17 protein-coding genes and 1 pseudogene are annotated in these 22,243 nt (G+C 37.4%); 17 read left to right on the top strand and 1 reads right to left on the bottom strand.

The genetic code is table 11. The features are described from left to right. Positions 1 to 1,526 precede the first annotated feature (1,526 nt). Positions 1,527 to 2,252: a thermonuclease family protein gene (locus GGR08_RS05525; protein WP_183194380.1), complete on the bottom strand. Its 726-nt coding sequence runs from the start codon at positions 2,250 to 2,252 to the stop codon at positions 1,527 to 1,529. 389 nt (positions 2,253 to 2,641) lie between these two features. Between GGR08_RS05525 and GGR08_RS05520 the strand changes: the two genes are divergently transcribed. The 17 genes and pseudogenes from GGR08_RS05520 to GGR08_RS05440 all read left to right on the top strand — a co-directional run. Then, positions 2,642 to 2,962: a TrbC/VirB2 family protein gene (locus GGR08_RS05520; RefSeq protein ID WP_183194379.1), complete on the top strand. Its 321-nt coding sequence runs from the start codon at positions 2,642 to 2,644 to the stop codon at positions 2,960 to 2,962. Then, entirely contained in the window at positions 2,963 to 3,271 is a 309-nt protein-coding gene (locus GGR08_RS05515) for a VirB3 family type IV secretion system protein (RefSeq protein ID WP_183194378.1), read from the top strand. A 22-nt stretch (positions 3,272 to 3,293) separates the two neighbouring features. Continuing rightward, positions 3,294 to 5,648, top strand: coding sequence for a VirB4 family type IV secretion/conjugal transfer ATPase (locus GGR08_RS05510; protein WP_183194392.1), 2,355 nt, complete (start codon positions 3,294 to 3,296; stop codon positions 5,646 to 5,648). Further along, positions 5,645 to 6,118: a type IV secretion system protein VirB5 gene (locus GGR08_RS05505; RefSeq protein WP_183194377.1), complete on the top strand. Its 474-nt coding sequence runs from the start codon at positions 5,645 to 5,647 to the stop codon at positions 6,116 to 6,118. The genes GGR08_RS05510 and GGR08_RS05505 overlap by 4 nt, the downstream gene beginning before the upstream one ends. Further along, positions 6,105 to 7,091 (top strand): TrbL/VirB6 family protein, encoded by a 987-nt coding sequence (locus GGR08_RS05500; RefSeq protein ID WP_183194376.1) that lies wholly within the window; start codon positions 6,105 to 6,107, stop codon positions 7,089 to 7,091. The genes GGR08_RS05505 and GGR08_RS05500 overlap by 14 nt, the downstream gene beginning before the upstream one ends. A gap of 210 nt (positions 7,092 to 7,301) precedes the next feature. Beyond that, on the top strand, positions 7,302 to 7,616 hold the full coding sequence (locus tag GGR08_RS05495; RefSeq protein WP_183194375.1) for a type IV secretion system protein VirB7: 315 nt from the start codon (positions 7,302 to 7,304) through the stop codon (positions 7,614 to 7,616). After that, complete coding sequence (locus GGR08_RS05490; protein ID WP_210273963.1) at positions 7,570 to 8,274, top strand: VirB8 family type IV secretion system protein; 705 nt, start codon at positions 7,570 to 7,572, stop codon at positions 8,272 to 8,274. The genes GGR08_RS05495 and GGR08_RS05490 overlap by 47 nt, the downstream gene beginning before the upstream one ends. Then, the gene (virB9, locus tag GGR08_RS05485; protein WP_183194373.1) at positions 8,271 to 9,131 is read left to right on the top strand and encodes a P-type conjugative transfer protein VirB9; all 861 of its coding nucleotides are present in this window, start codon (positions 8,271 to 8,273) and stop codon (positions 9,129 to 9,131) included. The genes GGR08_RS05490 and virB9 overlap by 4 nt, the downstream gene beginning before the upstream one ends. Next, complete coding sequence (gene virB10 / locus GGR08_RS05480) at positions 9,124 to 10,284, top strand: type IV secretion system protein VirB10 (protein WP_183194372.1); 1,161 nt, start codon at positions 9,124 to 9,126, stop codon at positions 10,282 to 10,284. Before virB9 ends, virB10 begins: the two co-directional genes overlap by 8 nt. Further along, the gene (gene virB11 / locus GGR08_RS05475) at positions 10,281 to 11,351 is read left to right on the top strand and encodes a P-type DNA transfer ATPase VirB11 (RefSeq protein ID WP_183194371.1); all 1,071 of its coding nucleotides are present in this window, start codon (positions 10,281 to 10,283) and stop codon (positions 11,349 to 11,351) included. The genes virB10 and virB11 overlap by 4 nt, the downstream gene beginning before the upstream one ends. 61 nt (positions 11,352 to 11,412) lie before the next feature. Further along, a complete protein-coding gene (locus GGR08_RS05470) occupies positions 11,413 to 11,628 on the top strand; it encodes an antitoxin VbhA family protein (protein WP_183194370.1) in 216 nt (71 codons plus the stop codon). 10 nt (positions 11,629 to 11,638) lie between these two features. Next, positions 11,639 to 13,279: a BID domain-containing T4SS effector gene (locus GGR08_RS05465; RefSeq protein ID WP_183194369.1), complete on the top strand. Its 1,641-nt coding sequence runs from the start codon at positions 11,639 to 11,641 to the stop codon at positions 13,277 to 13,279. 156 nt (positions 13,280 to 13,435) lie between these two features. Continuing rightward, a complete protein-coding gene (gene traG, locus GGR08_RS05460) occupies positions 13,436 to 15,352 on the top strand; it encodes a Ti-type conjugative transfer system protein TraG (RefSeq protein ID WP_183194368.1) in 1,917 nt (638 codons plus the stop codon). Between the two features lie 1,277 nt (positions 15,353 to 16,629). Further along, positions 16,630 to 18,228 (top strand): BID domain-containing T4SS effector, encoded by a 1,599-nt coding sequence (locus GGR08_RS05455; RefSeq protein ID WP_183194367.1) that lies wholly within the window; start codon positions 16,630 to 16,632, stop codon positions 18,226 to 18,228. 319 nt (positions 18,229 to 18,547) lie between these two features. Next, positions 18,548 to 19,717 carry a BID domain-containing T4SS effector gene (locus tag GGR08_RS05450; RefSeq protein ID WP_183194366.1) on the top strand — a complete coding sequence of 390 codons (1,170 nt, stop codon included), beginning with the start codon at positions 18,548 to 18,550 and terminating at the stop codon, positions 19,715 to 19,717. 325 nt (positions 19,718 to 20,042) lie between these two features. Further along, a complete protein-coding gene (locus GGR08_RS05445; RefSeq protein WP_183194365.1) occupies positions 20,043 to 21,341 on the top strand; it encodes a BID domain-containing T4SS effector in 1,299 nt (432 codons plus the stop codon). A 303-nt stretch (positions 21,342 to 21,644) separates the two neighbouring features. After that, positions 21,645 to 22,243: pseudogene (locus tag GGR08_RS05440) on the top strand (BID domain-containing T4SS effector); the annotation flags it as partial.

The following is a 22,243-nucleotide window of genomic DNA, read 5'->3' as shown; positions in this document are numbered from 1 at the left end:
TTTCCTTTAAATTTCAATGATCCACCAACACCACCCTAAGACAACGCAATCCAACTCTCTCGTGATCAGAATCCTTAATCCAACAAAAATAAAACAAACAATATGATTGCCTTTACAATTTTGAAAGCCCATCTAAAAAATGAAAAATGATGAAAATTGCCGCTATAAAAATTCAAAAAGCAATTACCCGCTGAACGATAACTTCTTTATTTAGAAATTGATAGCCTCTACTTTACCATATTGAGGTGTGTATTTCTTAAAAGCCGTATCTTCAATCTCTAGAAACAGGTTTTTGTGAAAAAATATTTCATTATCTGCTTTTACGCTCTTATGACAATTTTTAGATTACTTAACAGCTTGTTCTAAAAGAAAACACTTCTTTCCCCATTCTTTTCTTAATTTTGCATCTTTCTTAAATTTTTTTGCACTATAGTTTTTTTCATCCCCCATGACGAATAATAAAACCATGCATAATAAAATAATTTTTTCATTTTATCCCTCTTTAAATATCTTATGTGAAGATCATCCTCCCAAGAATGGATTTTGAATTTTCATACTGTATGCGAAAACAATTTTTGTCATCTCTTGCTTATTTTCAAAGTAAGCCCAATGCATAAAACAACACAAGAAGAGCTCACGACAACCACTGGATAAGTTTATCACAAAGTACAATGAGGAGAAAAAAGCCAAAGCTGAATAAAAATGAAGAATTCAGCACCCGCATGAACATTTTTGTTCAATTGATTTCAAATATAGAGATTGCAACAGGTATTTTTTTATCCCTAGGATAGCCGATGAACATTAGAATAGTTAAAACCACAATCAATGGTTTATAAAGCCATAACAAAAAAATACGCGTCCTGTTTTATCTATTTAGATTTTGGTCATTATTTTACCCCATTTAATGCTTAAATGAAAATAACTTGCAATAAGAAAACAATCAACGATGCATCGTTTTTATGAGGATTTCTTTGGTAAGAGATCTATTTAAGATCAATCTATTATTTAGAAGACTGAATTTAGACGCAAATAATTTTAAATGAAAAATTTTCAACAAATGCTATAGACTGATCACTTTTTAAGAAGTGACCAGCCTTGCTTTAATACTGAACAAAATTCTAATTTAAAAGAAATTTTTCTATATTTTTAAAAGCCTTTGTGAAATATTCTATCAGTTATATCAAATATTACCCTATGTGAGAATCTTTATTTTTACTTTGACCAATCCTATTTTAGAGATCCATTTCTTGAGTATTTTTTATCTTCTCACTTTCTCTTTCAAGCACCAATACTCAAACACCTTTTGCCTACCAACAACGGCATTTCCCTTCTTTTATAAAATACATAAGTAAAAATAGAGAAGCTATTTTAAGAGTAAAGCTTTCTTAAAAATGATTGTATTCTTCATTTACTTCAAAAATGAAAATAATTTCACAGCTTATTCCAATTTACCTATGATCTGTTGCAGATTGTCTTGATAAAATCGCCTCTATAAAGATTTAAATAAATATTCTTGTTAAAACCAATTACGGGTGAGAAAATGGGTTGTAGGATCCATTATTGCGCCGCCATTTTAAAGGTTCAATGAAATCACTTGACCAAAGCCCTATCCTTTTATCACGTGCTTTTTCTTCCGCATGATGATACTGGGTTGGAATAGAATTTTCACCCTCTTTTGAGAGCAACAACATCCCTTCTGTAAGACCAGCCTCTGCCAAATCAATTTCTTGTACAAAACACTGCGCATAATAAATACCATTGTGCATAAAAACCTGCTTACAGGATAAATCCTGACCAAGTGTTTTGGTGACCAGCCAAGCTGTTGAAACTGCACCACAAGGCCATTCTTGATTATTTAATCTTGCTTTTTGACGTGGTGCACATGTGTCCACACCATAAAGATGAATATCCCGAGTGATATGTGATCGCCAAGATTGTGCAACAGGCGTGAGCAATTTAAATGTAACCCCACTCGTAACAGATGCTCTACCATGAAAAACCACAGCATTTTTTGCAACATCATTTAATGAAACACTCTGCTGCCAATTGGGAGCTGGTTTATTTTTTTCTAATTTCTGTTTTGTGATAGATTTAACGAACTTTTCTTCTTCTCGATAGTGATCAACAATATCTTGGACATCTTGCATCTTAAATATGTTAAGAACGCTTAAATCTATTTTATCTTTGTATTGGCTTAATCCCCACACTATGGAACCCATAATGTAAATAATAACAATCAATTTAAATCGCATTTCTTAACACGCTCACTCAAATAAATCATTGTTTTCCTATAATTTCACATTCCTTATCAGCAAACCCTTTGTTTTTAAAGAAAAAACCAAAATACATGTGTTGCACATTAACTACATTTTGTAAAGAATAATATCATTTCTTGCATTGTTTTAACATTATTATTTTTACCAATATGCACAACTTAAAATTGCCATTTTCATATAATACAATCTCAATTTGAAAAGACTTCTGTCTCTTTAAAAAAGCATTTGAAAGTGGGCGTCCCCATTTATCAAGACTTTATAAACAAATAAGGAGAATTTGGTCTGTAAATGACAAAATTCTTCAGTTTTTAGAGACAATGGAATGTCGACATATAAACAAATATTGTTTGTTAAAGAGAGGTAAAATGACAAATAATAGATCCGAAAACATCATTTTTATCGTTATCATGCTGCTTTTTACAGCGTTTCTTGTATCAGATCCTTCTTATGCTGCTTCTGCTTCTAGTGGTGGTAGTCTAGGAAATCTTGATGGTGTTTTAGGCAACATTGTTACAATGATGACAGGTCCAACAGCAAAGCTCATTGCAATTATATGTGTTGCTGCTGTAGGTATTGGCTGGATGTACGGCTTTATTGATTTACGTAAAGCAGCGTATTGTGTTCTTGGTATTGCTATTGTTTTTGGTGCCCCTGCTCTTGTCTCTAAATTAGCGAGCACAACATAAATGAACGAAGACACTCTTTTTCTTGCCTGTACACGTCCTACCATGTTTGCTGGTGTCACCATGGAAGCAATGGCACTCAATGTCATGGCGACATCTATTCTCTTTATTTTAACCAGTGGTTTTACCATGATTGGTCTTGGAATTGGGATGCACTTTATTTTGCGTGAAGTGACAAAACATGACCACAACCAATTTCGCGTATTATTTGCTTGGCTCAATACCAGAGGAAAACAAAAAAACCTCACCCGATGGGGAGGAGGTTCTACCTCTCCCTTACGTCTTATCCGCACTTATAAGGAACTACTCTGAAGGAACTAAGTCGGTGAAACAGATGTCAATGATGAAACGGGAAACTTTGCCTGAAGAATATATTCCCTATATACGCTACATCAACCAACATGTTATCGCTTTAAATTCGCGCTGTTTAATGCTGGTGATGGCTGTGGAAGGTGTAAATTTTGACACTGCAGATATTGATCAATTAAATTCTTTACACAACCAATTAAACACTCTTTTGAAAAATATCGCAGATGAACGTGTTGCTTTATATTCTCATATCATCCGCCGTCGTGAAACGATTTATCCAGAAGGTCATTTTCTTTCATCTTTTGCGACAAAATTAGATGAAAAATATAAAAAGAAAATGGTTTCTCAAGAACTGTATAGAAATGATCTGTTTATTTCATTGCTTTGGAATCCCGCAGCGGATAGAACAGAACAACTAGCTTCATTTTTTCAGCGCTTAACAAAAGCGAAAAAAACACAATCTGAACCCGATGAGGAAGCTATTCGTAAAATCGAAGAATTAAGCCAAGATCTTATGCAAGGTTTGGAAGAGTATGGAGTGCGTCTGCTATCAATTTATGAACATGAAGGTATTTTATTTTCCGAACAAAGTGAATTTCTTCACCAGTTAGTGGGAGGAAGACGTGAGCGGATTCCTCTCACATTTGGAACTATTGCCTCAACGATTTACTCAGATCGTGTTATTTTTGGGAAAGAAATTATCGAAATTCGCCATGAAAGCAATGAACGCTTTGTTGGCATATTTGGCTGGAAAGAATATCCTTCTAAAACGCGCCCTGGTATGACTGATGGTTTGCTTACGGTACCGTTTGAATTCATCTTAACACAATCCTTTGTTTTTAAAAGTAAAGCAGCTGCCGGCGCGATTATGAGTCGCAGGCAAAATCAAATGATTAATGCGGCCGACCGTGCTAGCTCGCAAATTAACGCCCTCGATGAAGCACTCGATGATTTAGAATCAAACCGTTTTGTCTTGGGCGAGCATCACATTTCTTTAGCCGTTTTTGCTGATCATCCCAAAATATTGACAGAAAACTTATCAAAGGCTCGTTCCCATTTAACCAATGGGGGTGCAGTAATTGCGAGAGAAGATTTAGGATTAGAAGCAGCATGGTGGGCTCAACTTCCTGGAAATTTTAGCTATCGTGCGCGTTCAGGCGCCATTACCAGTAGAAACTTTGCAGCTTTATCACCTTTCCATTCTTTCCCTGTTGGCAAACTGAACGATAATGTTTGGGGAGCTGCTGTAGCCCTGCTGAAAACACAGGCTGGTTCACCTTACTATTTCAATTTTCATTATGGTGATCTTGGGAACACTTTTGTTTGTGGTCCTTCAGGCTCTGGTAAAACAGTGATAGTTAATTTTCTGCTTGCACAATTACAAAAACACAATCCGACCATGGTCTTTTTTGACAAAGATCAGGGTGCAGAGATTTTTGTACGTGCTGGAGGTGGAAAATATAAACCTTTAAAAAATGGTCAGCCCATGGGTATTGCTCCCTTAAAGGGCATGGAGTACACGGAAAAAAACAAAATTTTTCTTCGGAATTGGATCTTAAAGCTTGTAACCACTGAAGGGCAAATAGTGACCGAAGAAGAGCGACAAGACATCATAAAAGCCATCGATTCCTTAGAAAACCTACCCCCGACACAACGCTCTCTTGGTGCCCTTCAACTGTTTTTTGATAACACCTCAAAAGAAGGTATTGCCATACGGCTGCAACGCTGGATTAGAGGCAATGATTTAGGTTGGGTTTTTGATAATGATCAAGATGATCTCAATTTAAATGCACAATTTATTGGTTACGACATGACCGATTTCTTAGACAATGAAGAAATTCGACGTCCCTTGATGATGTATCTCTTTCACCGCATTCTTGATCTGATTGATGGACGCCGTATTATTATTGTTGTTGATGAGTTCTGGAAAGCCTTGGAAGATGATTCATTCAAAGCTTTTGCACAAGATCGGCTAAAAACAATCCGGAAACAAAATGGCATGATGCTCTTTGCAACACAAAGCCCCAAAGACGCTTTGAATTCAACAATCGCGCACACAATTATTGAGCAATGCCCCACCCAAATATTTTTTCCAAATCAAAAAGCAAATTACAATGATTATGTTGAAGCTTTCAAACTCACTGAGCGTGAATTTGAATTAATACAGTCAGAATTAAGCAGAGAATCCCGTCGTTTTCTCGTCAAGCAAGGCCAAAGTTCCGTCGTTGCAGAACTTAACTTACGTGGCATGAACGATGAGATCGCCGTTTTAAGTGGCACAACAAAAAATATTGAACTCATGAATGAAATTATCAACGAATATGGAGCAGACCCTGACAAATGGCTGCCCATATTTTATCAAAGGAGAAAAAATCAATGAAAAAATATGGCTTAGTTACAGTGTTATCTTTTTCTTTTATTTCTCATGCAATATCACAAACAATCCCCAATGCAGATGAATATTATAAACAAGCACTGGAGAGCACACAAAAATTAGATGCTGCAAAATCAGAAACAGCTGAAAATATTTATCAAAGTGCAATCGAAACTGCAAATAAAATCAAAGAAATAAGTCATCAGCTTGAAAGTATTCAATCAAAAACAGACACGAAACCTGAAGAATTACAGGCCCTTCAAGTAAAACTTTCTCTTCTTCAAGCGAATCTTCAAGTGAGTTCTTTAAAACTTCAATCTCTTGACATGATTCAAGCAAGAGATACGAAAACAAAAGACGAACTGCGTGAAGAAGAAGAGCAACAAAAGCATAAATATCTTGAAGCACAATTAAAAGAAAAAGAAAAACAATTAAAAGAAAAACTTGAAAGCACGAACGCAAATGTCAGACTATAGTTTTTCTCCGTTTGAAAGCATTTCTGGGTATGTTTTAAAACCCCTTGACAATGTAATGGATACAACGGTGAGCGGGTTATCTTCTGCTATTTCAGCTCCCTTAAATCTTGCGGCAATCATTTTTATCTTTCTGTATGGCTATAATGTTATGACAGGTCGCATTGCTCTCTCCATGCATAGCCTTCTCAATAATGTTGTTAAAATTGTTGTTGTAACAACAATGGCAACGAATGCGGAGACGTTTAATACTTATGTCAAAGATATTTTCTTTAATGATTTATCCAACGCTATTGGGAATGCACTTAACAGTAATCCTGCAAGCTCCAATGTTTTTGATTATATTTTGTTAAAGGCAAGTTCTCGTTATCAAGAAGTCTTATACAATGCTTGGTTTTTTGAAAAGATCATTGTGGGTCTTCTTGGTTCTATTATGCTTCTAGCCGTTATTCTCTTTTGCATAGGTGGTTTTATTGTCCAAATGTTTGCACAAGTTGCACTGGTGATGATTATAGGTCTTGGGCCTCTCTTCATTAGTTTGTATTTGTTCAATGCAACGCGAAAATACACTGATGCATGGATTACAACTCTGGTCAATTTTACCATTTTACAAGTTCTCGTGATCATGCTTGGAACAATTATCTGTCAAGTTATTCTGCAGGTTCTCAAAGTTTCATATGACTCAATCTATGTTCTTTTCCCTCCTGTCATCGTCATTTCGATCATAGGAGTCATTATCTTCCGTGCACTTCCTGGCATTGCCACAGCTCTCGCCTCGGGTGGACCATACTTTAACGCTGGTGTATCTTCAGGAGGACAGATTTTCACAATGCTTTCCAATGGTGCAAGATCAAGTGGTAATGCAGTAAAAAGTGCCGCTTTTCAACTCTCAGGAGCTGCCGGTAACGCTGCGAAAGGTGTGGCAGGAGCAGCAGCAAAAGTCGGAAGATCTGGAGGTGGTCGTGGTCGGTTTTAGGCTAAATCACCTCTTTAAAAGAATAAGTATTTTTGTTTTTGCTTTGCGTGCGCTCTTTAGCGCGCGCACCATAGCCCTGTACCATGAAAGACCGCACATCTAGGATTTTATAATGAAACCAATCAAAATCTTATATCCAATAAACTTGTAAAAGTATTCAGAATAAAAGTGCTCATGCATTGCATTCCAAAATATTTGTGAGTTCAAAAAATGAAACGAAAAATAACTTTTGTTATGATCCTAGCAATCGCTCTTACAGGTTGTGCCTCTTTGAGTGGCCCGAAAAAACCACCGCGCTGTAATGGCAAACATACACGTGCTTTAAATAGAACTAAGTGGAATTGGGATAATCAAAACATTGTCCTACAAGAAAAAACCGCAAAGCCTGTTACCACCCCCATTATTCTCAATACTTTGGAAAGTGAAAAAGCAACAACCAACTCAACACTTAATCCAGCTTTATTAAAGCCAGTAATTCATGAAGCAACATCTGATAAAACTGTGGAGACTACGCGTGAAAAGTGATGCCCTTGAAAAATATATAAAAGAAGCGCGCTCATTTGATATTGATCGCATGCATAGTATGCGCGTGCGAATGAAAATCTCTATGGTTTTAACGGTGCTTTTTGGATTAATGACGATTGCCCTTGCTTTAGCCGTAGCAGCATTGACGCCCCTGAAAACTGTAGAACCTTTTGTTATCCGCGTTGACAACTCAACAGGCATCATTGATACTGTAAGCGCATTAAAAGAATCCCCTAACGACTATGATGAAGCAATAACGCGTTATTTTGCCAGCCAATATGTTCGTGCGCGTGAAAGTTTCCAAGCATCAGAAGCAGAAAATAATTTCCGCTTGATCTCACTTTTATCTTCCCCAAAAGAACAAAATCGTTTTGCAAAATGGTATGCGGGTAATAACCCAGAAAGTCCACAAAATGTTTATCATAACATGATTGCTACAGTCACCATCAAATCAATCTCTTTTATAAGTAAAAATCTTATTCAAGTTCGTTATTATAAAACGGTTAGAGACTTTAATGAAAAAGAAACTATTTCCCATTGGATTTCAATTTTAAATTTTTCTTACATTAACGCACACATTTCAACATCTGACCGTCTCATCAATCCACTTGGTTTTCAAGTATCGGAATACAGATCTGATCCAGAGGTGATAAAATGATCAGACTTTTACAAATAATTTTTTTAATTTTGACGACCAGTTTTTATACAATTCCCTCATTTGCGGAAATGGCACCTGTAAGTGCACGCAAAGATAATCGCATCAGATTTGTCAATTATGATCCCTACAACGTCATACAAATCATTGGCTCCATTCGTTCTTCAGTTCAGTTGGAATTTGCTGATGATGAAGAAGTAACCTATGTAGGAATAGGAAATTCTGTTGCTTGGCAAGTTGCACCGGCAGGACATTTTGTTTTTCTGAAACCACGTGAAATTCAACCTGTAACCAATTTACAAATCGTCACAAGCCGCCAAGATGGAACACAACGATCTTATCAATTTGAGCTAAAAATCCGTGAAGGGGATGTTTCAGCCGGTAATGAAACATATTTCCTGGTAAAGTTTCGTTATCCAGAAGATGAAGCCTTGCGTAAAAAATTAGCCGCAGCAGCAAAAGCCAAACAACGTGAAGAAAACTTTGTCAATGATATTTTAAATATCCATGAAGATTTTGGACCACGTAATTGGGCTTATGAAGCCCAAGGCTCAACATTAATTGAGCCTGCTTCTGTTTATGATAATGGGAAAACCACAACCTTTACCTTTTTAGGCAATATTGAAATCCCTGCCATTTACCTTGTATCACCTGATGGGCAAGAAGCCCTTATTCCAAAATCGATTAAAGGCAATAAAGTCATTGTTCATGCGACAGCTGCACAATTCACTTTACGTCGTGGGAACGAAGTATTGTGCATTTTTAACAAAAGGTTTTTCCCAGAAGGAATTAACCCTGAAACTGGTACGACATCACCATCTGTACAACGTAAAGTGAATATAGGAAGCAACCATGAATAACAACGTGGATGAAAAAGACATTAATGATCGCGATACAATAAAAAATGCTCAAGGAAAAAATCAACAGAGCAATGTAGGAAAAGCAATTGCTCTTGTTATTCTTTTCAGTGTCTGTCTTTATTTAGCCTATTCAACACTTGTCACAGACAAAAAACAACCGATTGAAGCTTCCAAAGAAGAAAAAGTTATCAAACAAACAGAACTCTTCTACCCTGCAAAGCCTACCCATCCTTCTCTTGAGCAACCTCAACAAAATAACGCTCTGTTACCACATATCGAACTTCCAACACCAAAAATAAATCAATTAAATCCTGATGATCCACTGTTGGAAGCAGCACAGCGTGCTCCTGTATTAGCTTATGCGAATCCTCAAAAAGGCAAAACAGATTCACAAACAAATAATGATGCTTTACCTCACCAACTTGAAAACAAATCTGATGAAACAACACAACACTTTAATCATCTTCTCAAACCCACAGTTCTTGAAGGCATCCGTGCTTCAACTCTTGGAAATCGAAATTACATCATCACGATGGGAACTTCTATCCCTTGCATTTTAGAAACAGCCATCAATAGTGATCAACAAGGTTTTGCCAGTTGTATTGTTTCCAGAGATATCTTATCAGATAATGGCCGTGTTGTCCTTCTTGATAAAGGCACCAAAATTGTTGGTGAATATCGCGCTGGATTAAAAAAAGGCCAAACACGTCTCTTCGTGCTTTGGAATAGAGCCCAAACCCCTCATGGTATCATTATATCCTTAGCTTCACCAGCAACGGATTCTTTAGGGCGTTCTGGTATGGCTGGCGATATTGATAACCATTGGCTTGAGAGGATTGGATCTGCGCTTCTTGTATCACTGATCAAAGATGCAACACACTATGCTAATAAACGTTTAGCAAAAAAACAAGAAAAGGAAGAGACTGAAACAATCTCTTCAGGACAAAATATTGCAAATATTATCGTAGAAAATTACGCTAATATTCCTCCAACACTTTCAAAGAACCAAGGAGAAATGGTGAATATCTTTGTTGCCCGAGACTTAGATTTTTCCAGCGTTTATAAATTGAAAGTTATCGAAAACCAAAAGCAAATTATCAATCGGGCTGTTTCAAGAAACTTTTACAAAAATTCTGTGATAACTCTAAAATGAATCTAAATTCACATACCATAAACGATGAAACTGTCGCGATTGTTCTCACAAAACTTGAACCTATCAGTGCTTTTTTGAAAGATGATAGTCTTTTTGAAATTGTTATCAATCGTCCCTATCAAGTGATGACTGAAGGTATTAATGGCTGGAAGACCATAACAGCACCGGCTCTTTCTTTTAATGAGCTTATGGGGATTGCAAAAGTTGTCGCATCCTATTCCAAGCAAAATATATCGGACAAAAACCCAATATTATCTGCGACTCTACCAGGCAATGAGCGTATTCAAATTGTCATTCCGCCAGCTGTCGAAAAAGACACGATTAGTATGACAATTCGTAAACCATCATCGCAAAATTTTTCTCTCGAAGAGCTTGCAAATAATGGCCTTTTCTCGCTATGTGAACAGGTCTCTTTCACGCCCTTGAATGACTATCATTCTCGGTTTAACGAACTCAAAATCATCGAACATAACTTAGCCAATACCTACTACGATAAAGACTTTGTCTCCTTTTTAAATCAAGCTGTACAATGCCAAAAAAATATTTTAATCGCGGGGAAAACTGGTTCGGGTAAAACAACATTATCGAAAGCATTAATCGCCAAAATTCCTCAAGAAGAGCGTATTATCACCATTGAGGACACACAAGAATTGGTGCTCCCGCACCCTAACCGTGTTTCGATGTTCTATTCAAAAGATGGACAAGGCTTAGCCTCCGTTGGCCCGAAAGAATTGCTTGAATCATCTTTACGTATGCGTCCTGATCGTATTCTTTTGCAAGAACTTCGAGATGGTACAGCCTTTTATTATATCCGCAATGTCAATTCAGGCCATCCAGGTTCCATTACTACGGTTCACGCCTCAACAGCACTTGCTGCCTTTGAGCAAATGACCCTTTTGGTCAAAGAAAGTGAGGGTGGAGGTGATTTAGAGCGTGATGATATTCGAGGTCTGTTGATTTCAATGATTGATATCATCATCCAATGCAAACGGGTTGAAGGGAAATTTAAAGTCACAGAAATTTATTATGATCCTTTCAAACAACGGAACATCTTTGGAGGAAACTAGAAGAAGATCACACCAGACGCTAAAGGCTTAAAGCAAAAATTATAAATAAAAAGAAAAAGGCATGAAAACGAAAACAACAGAAACTAGAGAAAATCTTTTATTGATACCAGGAGAAGAATTGAAAAAACACCGTGAAACCATTGACGCAGCCATCAGCACCCATGCAATAGAGGGTATAACGCTTCATGCCAAAACATTAAAAATTTTAGAAGAATACGCAAGAGGGAATATCTCACTAGAGGGATTTAATATTCTTATGGACAACACAACATTATAAGGAAGTAACAATGCCAAAAGTAAAATTTAAAAAAACGGATGTGCCATCCCCAGCACCTTCCCCTAAGCATTATATGTATCCTAACAGCGAAACACTAAAAAATAAATATGGAATAACAAACTCTGACCTTTTTACTGCAAAATACACGCATGATTTAGCTCAAGCCATAATCAATCTGCGCAAATCCCCCTTTCCAGAAAAGTTTGATAGCTCCTATCTATGCCATATCCATCACCAATTGTTTAAAAACACATTTGAATGGGCTGGACAGCCCCGCCATGTTCCCTTTACATTTAAAGATGGTACTACAGCTGTCATACAAAAAATGAAAAGAACAGGATGTAAAAATTCTTTTGCACTCAGTAACGAAATCCAAGAAGGATTACAAAAATTAGATCAAATACTTGTCGAAAAAAATAATTTGCAAGGCTTAACACGCGAGAAATTTAACTCTGAAGCAATAAGCTTATTTAACTCCCTTGACTATCTTCATCCTTTTAGAGAAGGCAATGAATCCACACAACAGGTATTTTTTGAAAATCTTGCCAAAGTTGCAGGCCATCAACTTGACTTCTCGCTTATCACAAAAAAACGCATGATGCTGGCCAATGTTGCAGTAGCAGAAAATGGTGATCTAGAATCCATGCAACATCTGTTTGAAGATATTTCCAATCCCAATAAGATCCTTCTTTTAAAGGAATTCATGAGCAACATGAAGGAACTTGGGTACGATGTTAATGATTATTCCATTATGGTAGCAAAAGAAGGTGAAACTTACACAGGGATCTATAAAGGTGCTCATTATAATAGCTTTACATTCAAAGTGAATGGAGCTTATATTATCAGCGATAAAGAACATCTCACACCAGAACAACTTCAAACATTAAAACCCGGTGATCGATTCACCTTCACCGTTCCACAAACACAAGAATTAAAAAACACCCTCATCCCAAAGGGAAAATTCGCCCCTTTGGAAAAAACTAAACTTTCCGAATTAATTGCAGAAGATGCTTGTGTCCACACTGCTCAACATCAGATCCAAAAATTGTCAAAAATTGTTTATGGTAGCATAAATACATTAAACGAAAAGATGGTAGAAATTATTAAAAATCCATACTTAGGTCAACAACTCGCCAATCAGATTGCAAAAGCACCGGACTCTATTGCACATCTTGCTGGTTTCAGTTTCTTTGGACTTCAAAATCAAGCCCGTGCAGATGCTAGAAATCATCTTGATATGCTCTGTACGGCAGTTGCAAATTTCACGCATGCAGTCAAACATGCTGAGAAAGAAATTAAGCAAGAACATACAACAGAACAAAATCGCTGTGCAAAAACAGTAAAAATGCCAAGTCAAAGTTTGCAAGATCTCTTCTCCTTGCCAAAAGAATTACAGCAAGAAATTTTAGCAAAAAATCCTTCACTTCAAAAAGAGCTTACCAACTTTGTAAAAAACATCCAGATCCGTCTCTCATCAAATGAACACAAAGCAATTCAAAAGAATGAGTATGAAACACTAGCTAAAAGCATTGGTGTATCAGAAACAAAAGCCAAGCAAATTACACAAATCATTAAGCAAACCAAAGAAATACACCAACAATCACAACTATGCACAACGCATCGCTCCAAAGTATTCGCTATAGCTTGTTAAGAATGGATAAAACCTTCCTCTTTCATGAAAAGAGCTCATAAATGAAAACTGTTTGGCGTTATCTGCACTTTTGAAAAAAGAGAGGGAAGTTCATATCGCACATCTGAAAAAAGAGCATTTTGCAGCATATTCTGACAGGATTGAAAGTAAAATACAATGAAATATACTAAGACCCAAATGGTCCTTATTTTAACCCCTATCGTTTTAGGTGCTTTAACGATCTTCCTTGTTCCTCATTTTTTGTTGTTTATAACAAATGGACTAAAGAGCAACCAAATTTATTGGACTCTTCGTTCAGAACCTTTATTAATCTTAACATTAACACCTGCTATTTCATTGTTTTATAGTCTCTCGCAAAAACTGCACCTGCGTAAAACAATCACTTTTGTCTCCGTTATCTTTTTTGGAATGACCGCTCTTTACTATACTGCTAGAGAAATAAAACGCTTAAATCCCTATGTTGGACAACAAGGGATAACGTGGAGCTATGCGCTTCAATTCATAGATCCCATGGTTATCTTTGGCATCATCATTGGTGTTTTTTTTGCCATCCTTCAATTTATCACAACCTCTCCACCTAAAAGTAAGGTCAAGCGTGCCAAAAAAGATGTTTTTGGTGGAGCGTCATGGATGAATTTAAGTGAAGCAGCAAAAATTTTTCCTGCCAATGGACAAATTGTTGTGGGTGAAAGATACCGTGTTGACCAAGATAATGTGTGCCAAATTCCCTTTGCACCTGGCAATAAGACAACATGGGGAAAGGGTGGAACAGCACCCCTGTTAACCTTTAATCTTGACTTTGGTTCAACCCATATGATCTTTTTTGCTGGCTCTGGTGGCTATAAAACGACGAGTACAGTGGTTCCTACGTGTTTAACCTATCCAGGATCTATCATTTGTCTTGATCCTTCAACAGAAGTTGCCCCAATGGTCAAATTTGCGCGCCAAAGGATGGGCAATAGAAATGTTATTGTTCTCGATCCCAATTCATTCCTAACAAAAAATTTTAATGTCATCGATTGGCTTTTAGATGACAGCGTCCCACGCACACAACGTGAAGCGAATATTGTAAGCTTTTCCAAATTGCTTCTTACAGATAAAAAATCAGACAATTCTTCAGCGGAATATTTCTCAACACAAGCCCATAATCTTTTAACGGCTCTTCTTGCTCATGTTATATTTTCTGATGAATATGAAGACGAAGAACGCAATTTAAAAACATTGCGCACAATTCTCTCTCAATCAGAAACAGCTGTTGTCAATCAATTACGCATGATTCAAGAAACAACACCTTCTCCTTTTATTCGTGAAATGGTTGGTATTTTTACAGAAATGGCAGAGCAAACCTTTTCGGGAGTCTATACAACCGCATCAAAAGACACCCAATGGCTTTCTTTATCCAATTACGCAGATCTTGTCTGCGGCGATGATTTTTCCTCCTCAGATATTGCCAAAGGCAATACTGATGTTTTTCTTAATCTTCCCGCAAGCATTTTAAACAGTTATCCAGCTATTGGACGCGTAATTATTGGCGCTTTTCTCAATGCCATGGTTACAGCAGACGGTAATTATAAAAAGCGCGTTTTATTTGTCTTAGATGAAGTTGATCTTCTAGGTTATATGAATATTTTAGAAGAAGCACGCGATCGTGGACGTAAATATGGTACATCCTTGATGCTCTTTTATCAATCCTCTGGTCAGTTAGTCAATCACTTTGGAGAAGCAGGAGCGCGTTCATGGTTTGAAAGCTGCTCCTTTGTCAGCTATGCAGCCATTAAAGACCTCCAAACTGCCAAAGACATTTCAGAACGCTGTGGTCAAATGACTGTTGAAGTAACTGGAACGAGCAAATCAAGAGGCTTATCTTTAGGAAAGAGTTCTTACAACGTCAATTACCAACAAAGAGCTCTGATTCTACCCCACGAGGTTATTCAAGAAATGCGTCAAGATGAACAAATTATTCTTATGCAAGGACAACCTCCCTTACGATGTGGTCGTGCCATTTATTTCAGAAGGAAAGAAATGTTGGCCGCAGCTGCCAAAAACCGTTTTGCCCCACAAAAGAAAAACTAACCTCCGATTATGCGGTAATAAACCCTTATACGATAATAAACATGAAAAGAACAACAACAGCTTCCTGTCTTAAAAAAACATTAACAAAAAGTTTTTTCTTCCTCTGTTCACAAGAAAAATATGATTTTCTCTTTTGTATTTTGTGCCCTGTTTTACTAGCGTCCCTCATCTTTAATAAAAAACACCACTTCCTTCAAATCACCAACAACGAAATCAATATCTGCGCGTAGAAAAATCTGCAAACACATTCCTAAAAGTTTTTTATATATGATGTATGCCCCATTAATCGACAAACAACCAAAAACATTTCACAAAGCTAATAACCGACATCAAAACCGAGAGCAAACAAAAATTCCGGCTTTGAAACAAAAGTTTTCAAAACGCCCAAGCACAAGAGCACGAATTTTTCCCAAAAAACATTCAAGTTATACCCCAAAATGAATAAATCTATTCCTAAACAAAACTTTTCCCCTTTACGATGTCATCGTATGTTCTATTTTAATGATCAAGCGCTAAAAAAGCGCTTTTTTCCCGAGATAAAGAAAGGTTTCTTCCTGTTATGAATCTTAAAACAGCGCAATGCAACAACAGAAACAACACAAAGTAAAAAACATTTTGTTATAAATATATAGAAACAAGATATTTACATAGACCAATAAGAAAAACATAATGGAGAAAACCTTTTGATAATTGCTTTTGTTCGGAAACTTACCAACCTAAGTGCTGTGTATAAAAAGTGCAAACAACAGCCAATAACCAAGCGCTATTTGACCCGCCCCATCCACATCCTCTATCAAAGCGCTCTTACAAAAAACTTTGTTAAAAGCAAAACACCAAAAACCTTAAGTAACATTTTCCTTTTTGATCTCTTCCCCACATCCCAAAAGAAGAAGATTTCACTCAGATTTGATTTAGCGAAAATTCATCTTCTAATCACTTGCGAACTTCACATTATCGCTCCAAATCCTGATATTTTATAGCGCACAACAGGCTAATAAACAAAAGAAAACATCAAAAAAACTTTTCAAAATAAATAAAAAAAGGGAGTTTACATGAAAAAAATCACAACAGATCATTTTTCATCTCGCCCACCAAAATCCTCTCAACAGTATCATAAAACAGTTGAGATAACCATGAACACCCGTTCATTTTAGGGAAAAATGCTCTCTCTCTCATAACACTCAGAAATCTCATAAAGAATACGCGAAGGGGTATTTTTCACATGCAGCGTTTAAGACGCTTATCAACCATTCCTCTAACCTCGAAGGAAAAATTATATGTTAGAACAAAATTATCTATATAAAGGTACCTCAACACTCAAAAATAAATATGGTATAAAAGACCCCAAAAAACTGTATGAACGCTGTACCCAGGACGCTGCCAGAGAAGCCGTTAATTTTCGCCTTGAACCACCCCCACAAAAATTTGATGCTAGCTATCTACAATTAATCCACTGGTGTTTCTTCCATAAAACTTTTGAATGGGCTGGCCATTTCCGTGATACATCTTTTACATTTGAAGATGGCACCTCTGCCCGTATGCCTGCTATGCGTCCCAAAGGTTATGAAATTCCCTTTACCATCGGCCCAAAGATTCAAAAAGAGCTTAAACAACTCGAAAAAATACTTCATGAGAAGAACAATTTAAAAGATTTATCGCGCCAAGAATTTGCTGAAAATGCTGCAGAAATTTTTATGATTCTCGAACGCATCCATCCTTTCAGAAAAGGGAATGGTCGCGTAAATCGAATGTTTATGGAAAAACTTGGACAAGCCGCCGGCCATCAGATTGACTTTTCTTTTATCACAAAAGAACGCATGACAGCAGCTAGCATTGAAGCCATCCAATATGGCAATCCCCAACCGATGAAAGATCTTTTTGAGGATATCACGCATCCAAAAAAATCCCTTGTTTTAAAAGAATTTGTCTCCCAGATGAGAAGCGCTGGACTTAATGAAATTAACAATCGTGTTGTTGTTGCAGCAAAGGAAGATGTGCTCTATGAAGGCATCTTTAAAGGTTTTTCAGCAGAAGGTTTTGTTATAGAAATAAATGGGGCTTTTGTCGTTGGTCTCAAAGATGACCTTTCCCCAGATCAAATCAAAACATTACAGAACGGCGCCCGCATTTGTTTTCAAAAAACCAACGTTCAAAACTTAAAAGAAATCCTGATTCCCAAAGAGACATTAGCCCCTCTCTCCCAGGAAGAGTTGTTCGCAAGAATTACAAATGATCCTTGTGTTGAAGAATGTCGAAAAAAAATCGAAAATTTATCAAAGGTTGTTTATAGAAAAGCACAGATCTTAAAGACAAAAATAGATATAATAACGGCAGATCCAAGCTTAGGAAACCAGTTTGCTGATGAGATTCTACAAAACCCTCAATCAATTTCTAAACTTGTAGGAAGAAAAATATTTGGCATTAAAAGTTCAAATCGCCGACACGCAGAACAAACTGCCCCGCAACTCAGTGAAACTCTTAGAAATTATGCCACAATAACACACCAAACAAAAGATGAAATTTTAGAGCGTCACCAAAGAGAAAAAAATCGCTTAAGCCACAATATCGAAACACCTGGAAAAAATTTACAAAACCTTTTTGCCTTATCAGTAGAGCAACAAAAAGAATCTTTATTGCGCTCTCCCGCACTCCGACAAGAGCTCCATGACTTTTCACGTCGACTCCAAAATCGTTTATCATCAGAAGATCGTAAAGCCATACAAGAAAAAGATCATCTAAGACTAGCTTGCCTCCTTGGTATCTCGGAAAGCAAAGCAAAGGAAATTGCACATATTGTAAAACAGACAAAAGAAGCACAATGTCAAGCCCGTTCCTTGAAAGTTAGTCGTTCCTCATCGCTTGCTCTTACCGGCTAAAAACACACGAACTTTTGTCTTCTCATTGAACTCTTGGCGCATATCACTTCCTCTCCATTGTGCCAATAGTTGTTTTAGAATGTTACAAAAAATAGTCATAAAAATGGTTCCTATAATTTACGATAACTTATTGATAAAATTTCACAAAAAAACTGTATAAAAGACATAAATGTCCATTACATAAAAATATGAATAGCGCGAAATCTTTGGAAGGCATTCAATTTGATATCTTTCTGTATCTTAATCCTAAAGTTATCAAAAAAAGTGGGGAATGCCCCAAACCAAAGAGGTTTTCTAAAAATATTGAAAGGAAACAGCCATGAGAAAAAGTCACCCACATCCTTCCACACCCTCCAGCTCAGAAGCTCTTTATGCAGCAGTTAATAAACAACCCAAAAGAGGAAATCAGCGCATACTAAGCCCAGAAGAAGTACAAGCAGAGAGCAGCAGGCACCCCACCTCAGCAGACCAAGTTGTTTATACAGATATTAGAAAAAGAGAATATAATGCACAAAGGTTCCAACAGCAAGAAGATCCCCCTTACAACACACCAAGGCCGAGCACCCGTAACTATGATATCCCCTCTCCGAGACCTCTAGAAACTGTCTATGCACCCCAAAGACCACAAGGAAATCCCTATGACAGCCCTGGTAGGATGCCAGGTAATGGACAGCGTGCCAATAAACTCGCAAATCCCTATGAAGTAGTTGATCTAGCGACGGGGGAGAGAGAAGTGCAACAACGTGAAAATTCTCTCTACGACTTACCAAGCGGAAGTACTCAGGATCTGCGAAGTAATCCCCAAAATCCAGAACAACATCTCTATGCAGAGCTTGAATTCGGCACCAATCGTGGACATTCTCCCCAAAAACCACTCGAATCTGTCTATGCAACTGTTGGTGCAACTGTTCAGGATAGACAAGGGTTCCAACAACAAGTAAATCCCCTCTACGATGGCATAGGTAGAGCAACAACACCGCCTCCCAGAACCACAAAAGATCTAGTTACGACAAAGCTTTTACAACATGTCGACATTCAATATGGTGTAAGAGAGATCCAAGAGCGCTGCAAAATTGTTTATGGAAAAGAACATGCTTTGAATGAACCCCTTGCTAAGATTATTGATAATCCTCGAAATGCAGAACAAGTCTTATGGGATCTTGCAGAAAACCCTGAAGGCCCTGGTAAGCTTGCAGGGAGCAAAATCCTTGGCGTAAAAAGTCCTGATCGCAAAGCAGCTGAAGATGAATTTAGACATCTTTGCTCAGCTCTTGAGAAACATATATATCAGACACAAAAGCTCTATAAAGCGTTTACACGTGAACATACAAGAGATCAAAAACAAGAAGGTCCAGAAAGAAACACTGAGCATAGCCATCATCATTCCCAACATCATCGTCACGCAAAAGGACGAAGCCAAGAAAGTCCAGAGCACAGCCCTCAACAACGAAAACATGAGAGCAGTAAAGGAATGGCTTATGCCATGTAAGTGAACGTCACGTAACGACACATAAATTTTTATTTTTCATTGAATCTCTTGGCGCAAATTATTTTATCTCCCTTGCGCCAAGAATTGTTTTAGAATATTACAAAAAACAGTCCTAAAAATGGTTTTCATAATTTACGATAACTTATTGATAAAATTTCATAAAAAAACTGTATAAAAGACACAAATATCCTTTACGCTGGTAGCAAATAGCGCAGATCTTTGGTGGCCATTTAAGCTCGATATCTTTCCATAAAAACACTCAGAGCATAAAGAGCGATAATACTCCAAAGAAGTTTTCTGAAACAACTCTTAAAAGGAAACGTGCATGAAAAAAGATCACCCTCACCCTGTTTTATCCCTTTCCATCAAAGACCTTATAAAGCTTTATGATGAAGCGGCAGCAGAGATTTCATCCCCAGAACCCTTTCAAACAAAAGCCTCTTCCCGAAGTAAAAGATTGTCATCCATACCAGAAGAAAATGAAGAAAGCCTCTCTCTTTTAAGAGAAGAAACTGTTCATACACCCGTCACACGATTGAATCCAACAGCACCTCTAACAAGAGGTAGCGCTATTGGAAAAACGCAAAAACCTGAAATGACACGTACACCAATGATTTCACAAGTTTCTTCACAAAAGACAACAAGAATCCTCTCAGAGGAAGCAATCACTCTATTACTTTCACACTATTCATTGATTCAAACTTATCAAAAAGAAATCGAACGTTTATCTGCAAGTACCTATGGAAACCCAAATATTTTACAAGAAAAAATGGAAGAAATTCAAAAAAATCCCACAGTAGGAGAAGAACTCTCATGGCGCATAGCAGCACATCCTGAAAGTCTCGCTAAACTTCCCGGCATCAGCATATTTGGTTTAAAGAATCGAGCGCGTAAACAAGCAGAAGAGAATTTTTCCACCCTCTGTGTCACCATTGATGGTTATACAGAAGCTGTAAAACATGCAAGAGAACAATTATCACAAGCTCCCGAGCAAGAACTAAGAAACTATGAACGTTTAATGGGTACATCAACCGTTGCTGAACTTCTACGAAAACCGGATCATCTTAAAAAAGAAAGCCTTTCAAAGGAAGAAATTTCTACCAAAGTTCAACAACACTCAAAAGTTCAAAGATATTATATGCAGATCCAATATTGGTGTACGATTGTTTTCGGCCAATCAAATATTTTGCAATCACAAATAGAAGAACTTTCCCAAAACCCTGCAACAAGAGAAGTTCTAGCACAAGAACTTGCTGACAGTCCTCAATCTTTTCACAAGTACGCTGGTATCACTCTCTGTGGCTTTAAAAATCAAGCACGCAGACACGCTGAAGCAGGTCTTCCTCACTTAATTGATGCCATTGACAATTATACAATGGCTATAACGCAAGTAAAAGACAGCATTTTACAAACCCAACAGACAAAACAAGAACGCTGCGACTTATCTTCTGAACGAACGCAAAACTTACATCAACAACAACGCTTATCGCAAGCAGCTCTTCCCTCTGAGCTTTCAACAGCGATTATACATCAAGAAGGAGAAACAAGTTCTACACAACAAAGAGAAACAAATATTCGCCCACGCAAAGCTGCAATACCAAAAGCGATGGCTTTTGCCAGTTAAACAAACATAAGTTTTCATGTTGAAGCTGATTTCTTGGCGCAACCCACGGAAGGAACGGCTTGCGCCAAAAAAGAAGGAATGTTGGGATAAAATTTATACCCCTAAAACTAAACGATAATAAAACAACATTGAGATAATATTTATGATCTGGTCCGAACAGAGTCAAGTCTTGTGAATTTATTCAATTTAGCATCCTCTCTCATAAAAACCAGTGAAAAAGCATAAAATAATAAAAGACACAGCAAAGCACTTTTTTAAATAGTATTCTAAAACAATATTGAAAGAGCTTGAAAGGAAACATGCATGAAAAAAAGACACCCCTCCCCTTTTATAGCCGAAATGATGGGAAAATTTCAACAACAGGCTGAACAATCACCCACCACCTCTCTCCATCCTAAAGTTTCTCAGAATACGCAAAAACCACCTGTACCAAAACGCCCAGGAAATTTATCACACATAAAAGCTGATCCACAAAAACCACCACATACAAAAGAGAGAGAACAAAGCAAACCAACAGTTCATGAAAGCCCTGCTCTCCATCCAAACACAGCCCCACCAAAACCCCCACGCGCAAAAGATAGGCTACAAACAACTACTCAAGAAAGCTCTTCCCTGCAGCCCAAAGCTACCTCACAAAGAGGATCGCATGCAAAAGAGCAACAACAAGGAAAACCAACAGTTCATGAAAGCGTCCCCCTTCACATAAAAGCGGCTCCACAAAGACCTCCACGCGCAAAAGATAGGCTACAAAACAAACCAATAATTCAAGAAAGTGAACATCCCTATGCAACGCCTGCACCATATCCTCCCTCACACATGAGAGACAGAGTGCAAAACGATGCAAAAATCCAAGACAATCACTCTCTTCACATAAAAGCGGCTCCACAAAGACCTCCACGCGC

The organism is Bartonella fuyuanensis, from assembly GCF_014197255.1.
Classification (GTDB): Bacteria; Pseudomonadota; Alphaproteobacteria; order Rhizobiales; family Rhizobiaceae; genus Bartonella; species Bartonella fuyuanensis.
The sequence above is the reverse complement of the archived record's forward strand: the minus strand, read 5'-3'. Positions and strand labels throughout refer to the sequence as shown.

What these genes read in the sequence shown, in the direction of transcription:
- GGR08_RS05520 (WP_183194379.1), top strand. Translation starts at nt 2,642, where the DNA reads ATGACAAATAATAGATCCGAAAACATCATTTTTATCGTTATCATGCTG.
- GGR08_RS05515 (WP_183194378.1), top strand. Translation starts at nt 2,963, where the DNA reads ATGAACGAAGACACTCTTTTTCTTGCCTGTACACGTCCTACCATGTTT.
- GGR08_RS05510 (WP_183194392.1), top strand. Translation starts at nt 3,294, where the DNA reads ATGTCAATGATGAAACGGGAAACTTTGCCTGAAGAATATATTCCCTAT.
- virB11 (WP_183194371.1), top strand. Translation starts at nt 10,281, where the DNA reads ATGAATCTAAATTCACATACCATAAACGATGAAACTGTCGCGATTGTT.
- GGR08_RS05505 (WP_183194377.1), top strand. Translation starts at nt 5,645, where the DNA reads ATGAAAAAATATGGCTTAGTTACAGTGTTATCTTTTTCTTTTATTTCT.
- virB9 (WP_183194373.1), top strand. Translation starts at nt 8,271, where the DNA reads ATGATCAGACTTTTACAAATAATTTTTTTAATTTTGACGACCAGTTTT.
- GGR08_RS05470 (WP_183194370.1), top strand. Translation starts at nt 11,413, where the DNA reads ATGAAAACGAAAACAACAGAAACTAGAGAAAATCTTTTATTGATACCA.
- virB10 (WP_183194372.1), top strand. Translation starts at nt 9,124, where the DNA reads ATGAATAACAACGTGGATGAAAAAGACATTAATGATCGCGATACAATA.
- GGR08_RS05500 (WP_183194376.1), top strand. Translation starts at nt 6,105, where the DNA reads ATGTCAGACTATAGTTTTTCTCCGTTTGAAAGCATTTCTGGGTATGTT.
- traG (WP_183194368.1), top strand. Translation starts at nt 13,436, where the DNA reads ATGAAATATACTAAGACCCAAATGGTCCTTATTTTAACCCCTATCGTT.
- GGR08_RS05495 (WP_183194375.1), top strand. Translation starts at nt 7,302, where the DNA reads ATGAAACGAAAAATAACTTTTGTTATGATCCTAGCAATCGCTCTTACA.
- GGR08_RS05465 (WP_183194369.1), top strand. Translation starts at nt 11,639, where the DNA reads ATGCCAAAAGTAAAATTTAAAAAAACGGATGTGCCATCCCCAGCACCT.
- GGR08_RS05455 (WP_183194367.1), top strand. Translation starts at nt 16,630, where the DNA reads ATGTTAGAACAAAATTATCTATATAAAGGTACCTCAACACTCAAAAAT.
- GGR08_RS05490 (WP_210273963.1), top strand. Translation starts at nt 7,570, where the DNA reads ATGAAGCAACATCTGATAAAACTGTGGAGACTACGCGTGAAAAGTGAT.
- GGR08_RS05445 (WP_183194365.1), top strand. Translation starts at nt 20,043, where the DNA reads ATGAAAAAAGATCACCCTCACCCTGTTTTATCCCTTTCCATCAAAGAC.
- GGR08_RS05525 (WP_183194380.1), bottom strand. Translation starts at nt 2,252, where the DNA reads ATGCGATTTAAATTGATTGTTATTATTTACATTATGGGTTCCATAGTG.
- GGR08_RS05450 (WP_183194366.1), top strand. Translation starts at nt 18,548, where the DNA reads ATGAGAAAAAGTCACCCACATCCTTCCACACCCTCCAGCTCAGAAGCT.